General features: G+C 36.2%; 8 protein-coding genes. 2 read left to right on the top strand and 6 right to left on the bottom strand.

Annotation, left to right across the window (positions count from 1 at the left end):
• On the bottom strand, positions 1-867 hold an 867-nt coding region (locus ACH2CJ_RS12420; protein ID WP_394993130.1), incomplete at its 3' end, for an MFS transporter.
• A 329-nt stretch (positions 868-1,196) separates the two neighbouring features.
• On the bottom strand, positions 1,197-2,294 hold the full coding sequence (locus tag ACH2CJ_RS12415) for a fatty acid desaturase family protein (RefSeq protein ID WP_394993129.1): 1,098 nt from the start codon (positions 2,292-2,294) through the stop codon (positions 1,197-1,199).
• Positions 2,295-2,709: 415 nt separating this feature from the next.
• On the opposite strand from ACH2CJ_RS12415, the gene ACH2CJ_RS12410 reads away from it, so the two are divergent.
• Both ACH2CJ_RS12410 and ACH2CJ_RS12405 read left to right on the top strand, forming a co-directional pair.
• The gene (locus ACH2CJ_RS12410; protein WP_394993128.1) at positions 2,710-4,608 is read left to right on the top strand and encodes a YgiQ family radical SAM protein; all 1,899 of its coding nucleotides are present in this window, start codon (positions 2,710-2,712) and stop codon (positions 4,606-4,608) included.
• A 36-nt stretch (positions 4,609-4,644) separates the two neighbouring features.
• The gene (locus ACH2CJ_RS12405) at positions 4,645-5,247 is read left to right on the top strand and encodes a Uma2 family endonuclease (protein ID WP_394993127.1); all 603 of its coding nucleotides are present in this window, start codon (positions 4,645-4,647) and stop codon (positions 5,245-5,247) included.
• 19 nt (positions 5,248-5,266) lie between these two features.
• Here the strand turns inward: ACH2CJ_RS12405 and ACH2CJ_RS12400 are convergent, their stop codons facing one another.
• The 4 genes from ACH2CJ_RS12400 to ACH2CJ_RS12385 form a co-directional block, all read right to left on the bottom strand.
• Positions 5,267-6,142 carry a family 16 glycosylhydrolase gene (locus ACH2CJ_RS12400; RefSeq protein WP_394993126.1) on the bottom strand — a complete coding sequence of 292 codons (876 nt, stop codon included), beginning with the start codon at positions 6,140-6,142 and terminating at the stop codon, positions 5,267-5,269.
• Between the two features lie 172 nt (positions 6,143-6,314).
• A complete protein-coding gene (locus tag ACH2CJ_RS12395) occupies positions 6,315-6,842 on the bottom strand; it encodes a type VI secretion system tube protein Hcp (protein ID WP_394993125.1) in 528 nt (175 codons plus the stop codon).
• Positions 6,843-6,920: 78 nt separating this feature from the next.
• Complete coding sequence (locus tag ACH2CJ_RS12390; protein ID WP_394993124.1) at positions 6,921-7,529, bottom strand: type VI secretion system tube protein Hcp; 609 nt, start codon at positions 7,527-7,529, stop codon at positions 6,921-6,923.
• 56 nt (positions 7,530-7,585) lie between these two features.
• Entirely contained in the window at positions 7,586-8,644 is a 1,059-nt protein-coding gene (locus tag ACH2CJ_RS12385; protein WP_394993123.1) for a hypothetical protein, read from the bottom strand.
• Positions 8,645-8,851: the final 207 nt, after the last annotated feature.

Here is an 8,851-nt window from a genome sequence, read left to right as displayed (position 1 = left end):
GGCTGTCATACCCAAAATTGCCTGTGGGTAGCTCAATACTGAACCTGCACCCTTAATTTCGCCTTCTTTGTTGGCGAGCGAGTAAAGCATATAACCAACCATCAAAGCAGCCATTAATATAAAGGTAAAAGTAATGGCAATTTCGATGGTAAAAGCCGCCGCAACGCCTACACACAACACCAAAAAAGCGAGAGGCAAACCAATTACGATATTGCTTACTTGTACGTCTTCATCATTTTTGATACGGGGTAAACTTGAACGCCAGAAAAACAATGCCATCAAGGCAAATAATGCCCCTAAGATAAGATAAGGTACTTTTACGTCTTCTATGGAAGCATTTGCTGCAGCATCTTTGGAAATTGAACCAAAGATTGCGTACGATACCAAAGCTGGACCAATCGTGCCACCGAGATTATTGACAGCACCACCTAAGTTGATACGTTGAGCCCCTGTTTCTGGTGGGCCGAGGGCAATCATAAATGGCTGAGTAGCAGTTTGTTGTAGTGAAAAACCAAGTCCAACAATGAATAGACCCGAAAGTAATAAATTATAAGAAGCTAATTGGGCAGCAGGGTAGAACAATAAAGTTCCGACTGCCGAAATCAAAAGTCCAATGACTATACCATTTTTATAACCAATTTTATTGAGAATATCGCCACCCATAATGCGTGAAAAGATTAAATAAAGCAGAGAACCGATAAAATAGGCTGCATAAAAAGCAAAATCAACTAATTGGGCTTGAGTTTGAGTGAGTGTGAATTTTTCTTTGAATAATGGTATTAATATTCCATTTGATGCTGCCACGAAACTCCAAAAAAACCAAACGGTCATGAGGGTATAAAGATGTGAACGATTATTGTTTTGCATAATTAGATGTTTAGGGTTAAAAATAGAATTACAAATAACTAAATATATGGAGTCTTTTCAAAGCATTTGCAGTGAAGTTGTTTTTGAATAATACTAAAAAACGGCAGGTAAACACCTAAAAATAGTTTATTTAATGTAGTCCGAACTTTTACCATTGAAGCCGTGCCTTTAATTGACCATTTGTGTTGGCAGAATATTGGATTGAAGCAAATTAAAATGGATTAGGCAGACACAAGAGCTTGATTATTAATATATTACATAGCAGATAATCCTCGTTGAGTTCAACGAAAATTACTTATCTAAGATAATTAGGTTTAATTTTTTATCTATCAAACAACCCCATGCCCCAAATTATGCAACATTTTGATGTGCGAATTTAGCCCTTTAAGGAAAGAGGTCTTATCGTTATAAGGAATATTGAAGTCTTGGGCAGTTTTACTTACTATTTTTGAAATAGCTGGGTAGTGAATATGAGAAATATTCGGAAATAAGTGATGCTCTATTTGATAGTCAAGACCGCCAATGTACCATGAGAGTGCTTTGTTTTTTCCAGCAAAGTTTGATGTTGTAAGCAATTGATGAATTGCCCATGCGTTTTCAAGATTACCTTTGTCATCGGGAGTTGGTTGATTTGCCCCTTCAACTACGTGAGCCAATTGAAAAACGGTACTTAGAATTAAACCAGCTGTGCAGTGCATTGCCAAAAATCCTAAAAGCCATTGTCCGAAAGTAATGTCGAGCATAAGCAACGGAATACCACAAATAAATAAAACATAAGAAATTTTACTGATTATCAAAATTACCAATTCTTTTCTTGGAAAAGGTTTAACCAAACCAGTTTTAGCCATTTTGTTATAAAGCGAAATTTCTTTAAAATCTTTCCATAAAAACGAAATAGTCATTAAACTATATAAAAAGAAAGCATAAACATGCTGAAAACGATGCACAGATTTAAGTTTATCACCAACTGATAAACGCAGCAAAAATTTGCCCGTAATATCTTCGTCAATATCATGAATGTTGGTATAAGTATGGTGCAGTTTATTGTGCTGAACGTCCCAGTTATACACATTGCCACCGAGGAGATAAATACTCCAACCAAAGATTTTATTTGTAATAGAAGAGCAAGAAAACGAACCGTGAATAGCATCGTGCATAACCGACATACCTACACCTGCTACACCCAAGCCCATCACCACCGATAAATAGAGCATTTGTAATAGAGAGAAATTTCCAGTCAAAATTAAACCAAAAGGAATAAGATAAAGACTGAGCATGAAAGTTGCCTTGATTAGTAATTTTCTACCACCCGTTTTAACGAGTTTGCTTTCTTCAAAGTAAGCATCGATATTTTCTCTTAATACTGAGAAAAACAGCGATTTGTCCTTATTTAAGAATTTTACTTTTGCATACTTGGCAGGTTTCATGTTAAGGATTAGGTTAGATTCTATCACAAAAATACTTACAATTTATGAGTTTCTCATATAGAACTCCAAAAAAGTAATATTTGTTGTGGTATTATATTTGATTTTTTCTGCAAAAATGAACTAAATAAGCAAGTTAGAGAACAAAAACAGTCGTCAATAATTCATGGTAAATGTGATTTCAAAACGAGTTCAAAATGTTCTGATTTTCTACTTTAGTCAAGATGGTTTAGCAGAAAACTCAATGGTAAACACAATCATTTGGAAAAAAAATCAGGAATAAATACAAATTTAAAAGCCAATTTTTTTGTCATTTTTGTCATTTTCAATAAATAGTTTTCAATCGAAAGTTTTAAATAAAGTCAATTATAATCGTTTTTATGCCTATTACTTCATAAAACTTCGTTAATTTTGTGTTATGATAGAAAGACCAATTACCGACTGGTTGCCTTTGACCAAAAAAGAAGTAGAAAAAAGAGGCTGGGACGAAATAGATGTTGTGCTAATTTCGGGCGACGCCTATGTAGATCATCCTGCTTTTGGAACGGCTGTAATTGGGAGAATAATGGAAAGCGAAGGGTTGAGAATCGCAATAGTAGCACAACCAAGCTGGCAGGACGATTTGCGTGATTTTAAAAAATTTGGCAAACCCAAATACTTCTTCGGAGTAACAGCTGGTTGTATGGATTCGATGGTGAATCATTATACTGCTAACAAACGTTTACGCTCGAATGACTCCTATACGCCAGGTGGTGAAGCAGGTTTTCGACCTGATTATGCTACAACGGTTTATTCAAAAATATTGAAACAATTGTATCCCGATGTACCAGTTTTGATTGGTGGAATTGAGGCTTCGTTGCGAAGAGTTACCCACTATGATTATTGGAAAGACGAGTTAATGCCTACTATTTTGGCCGATTCGGGGGCCGATATGTTGGTGTACGGTATGGGCGAGCAACCTTTGCGTGAACTGCTCAAATTGGTAAAACAGGGTGTTCCACTAACGAGTATCAAAGACATCAATCAAATTGCTTATTTGCATAATTCGACTGAGGAATTGCCAAAGTATAAAAATTGGAACACAGTTGAGTTGGCGAGCCATGAGATATGTTTGCAGGATAAAATCAAATATGCTTCTAATTTCAAAATAGTTGAAGTTGAGTCGAATAAATGGCAAGCGAATAGAATCATTCAGAAAGTAGGAGAGAAGACTTTGGTAATAAATCCGCCATTCAAAATCATGAACGAAACGGAAATCGACCAATCTTTCGATTTGCCTTATACTCGTTTGCCGCATCCAAAATACAAAAATCGTGGAGCGATTCCTGCCTATGACATGATTAAGTTTTCAATAAATATGCACCGTGGATGTTTTGGAGGGTGCAGTTTTTGTACTATTTCGGCACATCAAGGTAAATTTATTGCGTCTCGTAGCGAAACTTCGATTATGAAAGAAGTTGAGCAGATTGTAAAACACCCAGAGTTTAAAGGCTATATTTCTGACTTGGGAGGCCCTTCAGCAAATATGTACAAAATGAAAGGCAAAGACGAAGATATTTGTAATCGTTGTCAAAGCCCGAGTTGTATTCACCCAGTTATTTGTTCCAATTTAGATACTTCGCATAAGCCTTTAACCAAGATTTATCAACAGGTTGACGCTCACCCCGAAGTGAAAAAAGCCTTTGTTGGTTCTGGTATTCGTTATGATTTATTGGTTGATGATTTTAATAAAAACAACAAAGACGGCAATCACGATGAATACATGGAGCAGTTGGTCACTCGCCACGTGTCTGGGCGTTTGAAAGTTGCTCCTGAGCATACCTCTGATGATACTTTGCGAGTGATGCGTAAGCCATCGTTTAAGTATTTCAAGAAATTTAAGGAAAAATACGACAAGATTCAAGATAAACATAACCTCAAGCAGCCATTAGTTCCGTATTTTATTTCGTCGCACCCAGGTTGTGAAGAGGCAGATATGGCAAACCTTGCTGCCGAAACCAAAGATTTAGGCTTTCAGTTGGAGCAAGTGCAAGATTTTACGCCTACACCAATGACGGTTGCGGAGGTAATTTATTATTCGGGCGTACATCCTTATACTTTACAACCTATCAAAACTGCCAAAACTCGTGAGGAAAAATTAGCACAAAACCGTTTCTTCTTTTGGTATAAACCAGAATTCAGAACTTGGATTCGTAGTCGTTTGCACAAACTCAATCGCCCAGATTTGGCAGAAAGATTATTGGCAAGCCCAAAGAAAAAAGAGCAAGATTCGATGCCAATAGGGCAGAAGAAGAAAAAGAAAAAATTTGGTTGGTGAGAAAAAAAAGTTATTTTTGATAAAAATGATAAGAATATGCTCGAAACCATTGAAATAAAAAAGAAAATTCGATTGAAAATGTCTGAAAATGACTTTCTGGAGAGAGAATTGGCTAATGAAGATCATTCTTCGGAGCGATATGAATTTTTAGATGGCTACATTAGAGATATGGGATACGCAACACCTACACATGAATTATTAGTCGGGAATTTTATCTATTTTCTCAATTACTTTTATCGTAAACTTGATTTCAAAATTTACGGAAGTAATCGCTTACTTTATGTCGAAGAATATCATCGCTATTTTTATCCAGACTTGCAAATGGTTGAAGGCGAGCCAATTTATCGAGATTATAAGCAAACGATGAAAGCTACGCTCAACCCTTCATTGCTTGTAGAGGTCATTTCAGAATCAAGTGAAGAATATGACCACGTTGAAAAATGGAATTGCTACCAAGCCATTCCTTCGCTGAAACAATATGTGATTGTTTCGCAAAAAGAAAAAAAAGTAGAATCTTACCGTAGGGTGTCCGACGAATGGTTGTACGTTTCGTTGCACGGCGATAATGCCATACTGAAAGTTTTAGACTGCGAAATTACGTTGGGGGATTTGTACGAAAAAGTAGTTTTTGAAAAATAATTAAAATTACTTACTTCATTTACTCTTTCTGATAAACCCTCACATAATCAACTTCGTATTTTATCGACTTAGTTTTTGGATTTGGTTCGCCGCCATTTTTTCCGCCAATGGCAAGATTAAGAAGCAAATAATGTGTCTGTAAAAATGGGTTTTTGCCATCAGGATTAATAGTTTCTGAAAGCAAAGTAGAGTTTAGAAGTTCATCATCCAAATAAAGATTGATACTTTCAGGAGTCCAATCCATTTTCCAAATATGAAATTGCTTTACCCAATTTTTATTTTTATCGGTAAAATGCTTCAAATTAGTTTTTGAATCATCCCATTTGGCAACGTATTGTTTTTCTGTTCCATGAGCTACATTTGCCAAGATTGTTGGCTCTGATTTTACTCTGTAAAATTCCATAATATCAATTTCGCCATTCGATGGCCATTGACCTGAACTACCCAAAGTCCAAATTGCGGGCCAAGAACCGAGTGTAGTATCAATTTTGGCTCTAATAATAAAAGTGCCAAATTGCCATTCTTGCAAGCCTTTGGTCTGAATACTGGCCGAGGTAAAGTTAATTTCGCTTCGATTTTTTCTCCAAATTGAGCTATTGGCTTCAAAATTTGGATTAGCGTTTTGAACTCTTTTCCCTTCAATTAATAAAACGCCATTGTTGCAATTGGCATTTTCCGCCTGATACCATTGTAATTCTTCGTTGCGAACAAAGCCTTTTTCGTACTTCCAAAATTTTGGATTAGGTTTGCCCTCTTCATTAAATTCATCTTGCCAAACCAACTTCATACCATTGATGGTTTTGGCTTTGCTGAAATCTGGGAGTAAATAATTTACTGTTTGCCCAAAGGAATTAGAAATGCTTAGAAATAAGCAAAAAACAAGTAACTTTTTCATCAAAAATTGTTTGTTATACTCATGAAATCTGACAAATATATGCAATTTACTATCAATTACTACAAACACTTTCGCAGGAAGTCTATTAAACCAACTTGTGCTTTAAAGCCTCAAAAACTACCAAAAAACAGTAGATTTTGAGGCTTTTTTTGTTGCCCAAACATCTGATACCTCAATTGTTTTGCAGATTGGTTACATAATCCCATCCTCTCGTAACGGGTGTTTGTGCTTGCCCGATGTTATTATAAGGCGTATAAGTTACCCTAAATTTAGTAGCCAAAATTTGTATTTTTTCTTGGTTATCACCAAAGTTTTGAATTGAAGCAATCTTACAATCTTCTAATGTAAGCACGCAAAAAATAAGAAATGGACCACTTCCTCTGGTTAGCTTTATCTCTATTTTAGCAATTGGGGCAGCTGCATAAAATCCAAAACTTGTTGCAGGGGTAGATTTATTAATGGTATTATAAAAAGTAATTAAGCCCGGTGATGACGGACTCACAATGGCAGTAGTCTCTGTTGAGTTAGACAGCATATTATTAGTTACGTTATACGATAGATCATATATTTCTACATGATCTCTAAAGCCAGTAACTGCGACATCGCCATTGATACCATCATATTTTAGAAAAATAGAAGATTGTGCTTGTAAGCCCAAAAACAATAAACTGAGGAAAATTGTAAATAGGTGTTTTTTCATGATTTTTTTTATTTGATGATTGAATGAAAATTTGAAAATTGATTTAAGTAACAATCCATTTGATGTTACCTCATTTTCTTAAAAATTGGGACATGTAGTTGTAAAACCAGCTACTAATAATTTATAATCATAGCAATGTGTGCCTAAAGATACCAACGTGCCTGCTTGGTTTCTACCAGAAAAACCCCTCAGTATTTGCTCGTAGGTAATCGTCATGTTGATAGTCGGGGCGTCGTCATAGGCTGATTGAATGGTCATTGATTTTATAAGCACACTGCTTAGCTTGATGCGTTGAAATTCGTCTTGTACATTAGTTCCCATATCAAAGTAAACATTGATGCTGCTGATGCGTTGCTGTTTCCACATTTTGTCAAACAGCAGTGGGCTTGCTTTATCCATTTTGAACGAAATTAGCATTTCCCTGATATTATTGGGGTTGCCAGATTCTATACCTCCAATTGATCGTTTTATTTTTAGGTTTGCACTTTCTGCAAAAGTAGCCGATAAAAGAGCAATGGTTTGGCTACTGGGTGGGCTATTGGATACGGCATTACGAGCATTATTCGTTACATTTTCGCCTGCTATGCCCGCCACATCCATAAATAATATCATTCTTTGTGCCTGTACGGAAGGCATTTTTAAAGCAAAAAAGCTAACAATAAGTATAAATTTGAGTATCTTTTGCATGATGATTGCTGTTTTTAATGTTTTCTAAAAAATGGTATAAAGGTGAGAATACGGCATTAATTAACGGTGTTTTTCTTGGCATTAAGTACGTTTTTGCTCGGTGGTAGGTCAAACGCCGCTGGGTGCAGGTATAAACCTTTTTCTTCGGCGGGTTTTTCTACGGTATTCGGAATACGGTTTTGCTTGGCAAAAGCATCATTTCTGATGCCAGTTACTTGCCAACTTACCTCCACATTGGGTTTTTTTGTCTTGATTTTGAATTGATTATGCTGCACTTTCTCGCATACAATCACTTGGGTAAAAGTGCCGATGGCGGTCAATTGGTAGCGAAAATCGGTATTTAACGCCTCAAAATAATCGGGCAAGGTGATGGTAGCGTAGCCTTTTTTGTCGGTAGTGGTGTTGCCATTATACACATTCATCATGTCGGGGCTTTCCACAAAACTATGGTAAAGGTATTTGTTTTCAGGGTCGAGTGGGTGGTCTATTTTGAACGAGCCACTGCCTTTTGAAAGACTACCACTGACCGCTAAACTTCCACTGATAAAAGTTGTTCCATTGAGATTAGTAGAACCATTGACATTCAAAGCATGACCACCACCCGTATTGAGTGCATCAATAAAAACGCCATTGGGAAAACCACTGCTACTGACCACCAATTTTGCGAAATTGGACGTAGTAGTACCAATCTGTACATTGGCACTGTCTGAAGTTTCGCTCAGAATCGTGCTGCCTTTGACATGAAAAAAACGACTTGGAACTGTAGTATTTACACCAGTATAGCCATTGGTCAAGATTCTGAACGCATTTCTGCTATTGACATAGAAATTTAGATAATGGTTGTCATAAGCATTGATTTGAAACTTATCAGACCGGGTAGAAATAGCTCCAACAAGTGTTCCTGTTGCTCCAACGTCATTGGCAGGTTCGCTTCTTCTAAAAAACAAGTCGGCACCCCCAGCATCTGATGTTGAAACATTGCCATAAGTAAAGCTGGTACTTTTAATCAGTAAATTGCCATTATTGCCAGTATTTGGCTGTAAGGTAATTGATTGAGCTTGGAGAAACTGACTTGCTCCAAACAATAAATAGAGTGCGAGAATAAGTTTTTTCATGGGAATCATTTTTGTTTACGAAGTAAAAAAAGCAATAAACGGCTACATTTTATTTGCAAAAACTTTTGCAAAACATTACTTTTATGAAAATATTAACCCACAATGCTCTCACGTTGATTGCATTAAAAAGTACAATTTTTAAATTTAAAAATTAGAATAGTACAATTTAGTGTGTATTTTTTTTGATTCAAAAATTATATACTACGA

It is taken from the genome of Emticicia sp. (assembly GCF_043780375.1).
GTDB lineage: Bacteria > Bacteroidota > Bacteroidia > Cytophagales > Spirosomataceae > Emticicia.
Note: the sequence above shows the minus strand (reverse complement) of the source record. Positions and strands in the feature narration are given on the sequence as shown.

Coding starts and splice junctions, on each gene's coding strand:
- ACH2CJ_RS12405 (WP_394993127.1), top strand. CDS start 4,645: ATGCTCGAAACCATTGAAATAAAAAAGAAAATTCGATTGAAAATGTCT.
- ACH2CJ_RS12415 (WP_394993129.1), bottom strand. CDS start 2,294: ATGAAACCTGCCAAGTATGCAAAAGTAAAATTCTTAAATAAGGACAAA.
- ACH2CJ_RS12390 (WP_394993124.1), bottom strand. CDS start 7,529: ATGCAAAAGATACTCAAATTTATACTTATTGTTAGCTTTTTTGCTTTA.
- ACH2CJ_RS12400 (WP_394993126.1), bottom strand. CDS start 6,142: ATGAAAAAGTTACTTGTTTTTTGCTTATTTCTAAGCATTTCTAATTCC.
- ACH2CJ_RS12385 (WP_394993123.1), bottom strand. CDS start 8,644: ATGAAAAAACTTATTCTCGCACTCTATTTATTGTTTGGAGCAAGTCAG.
- ACH2CJ_RS12395 (WP_394993125.1), bottom strand. CDS start 6,842: ATGAAAAAACACCTATTTACAATTTTCCTCAGTTTATTGTTTTTGGGC.
- ACH2CJ_RS12410 (WP_394993128.1), top strand. CDS start 2,710: ATGATAGAAAGACCAATTACCGACTGGTTGCCTTTGACCAAAAAAGAA.